Source organism: Bartonella sp. CR84HXZ (assembly GCF_042194535.1).
GTDB classification, from domain to species: Bacteria; Pseudomonadota; Alphaproteobacteria; order Rhizobiales; family Rhizobiaceae; genus Bartonella; species Bartonella grahamii.
Map to the genome: position 1 here is coordinate 1 of NZ_JBHIMY010000119.1, position 699 is coordinate 699.

Genomic DNA, 699 nt, shown 5'->3' on the forward strand with positions numbered 1-699 from the left:
TCTTTTAGAGAGATCATACAAGCGCTCATTAGAATTGGCTTGCTTGGAAAACAAGCTTATGATCAGACGCTTTCTTTCTCCAAACAGTTTTGTGCTGATTTCAAACGAGCAAAAAAGAAAGCAGAGAGAGCAAAAGCAATTTGGCAACAATGCCAACCAATCAAAAATACTTTAGCAGAAACCTATTTACGCATGTGGGAAATCACATGTGAGTTGCCTACTGATTTACGCTTTCACGACAACTGTCCGCACCCATTAGGAATGACACTACCCGCGTTGGTGGCTCTTGTTAAGGGTGCTGACTCTTTTGCCATTCATAGAACCTTTTTACAAGCCAATGGATGCAAAACAGATCAAAGACCAGAAAAAGCCATGTTGGGATCTGTAACGGGTGGTGGGGTGCATTTAAGTCAAGCCAATCCCAAACATCTGGTCATTTGTGAGGGCATTGAAACCGGTCTGGCTCTGCTGTCTGGGTTGTTATCTGAGCCTGTGAATTTATGGGCGTCCCTTTCAACCCTATGAAAATGCAAAATAGATATAAAATATCCATTCTAATAGTACCTATTGAAGAAATAGTAAAAATACATTACATTAGAACTACTTTGTAACACATTAAGTGGTCGTAAAATGGCTGAGACAACATTTACCTTTCGCGTCGATGATGTATTAAAAAATGAATTTTCCAAAGCAGCAAAG

The 699-nt window shown here is 39.8% G+C and carries 1 pseudogene; it reads left to right on the forward strand.

Going from position 1 to position 699, the window contains the following annotated elements:
- Positions 1-525, forward strand: a pseudogene (locus ACFIKD_RS09705) (virulence-associated protein E); the annotation flags it as partial.
- Positions 526-699: the final 174 nt, after the last annotated feature.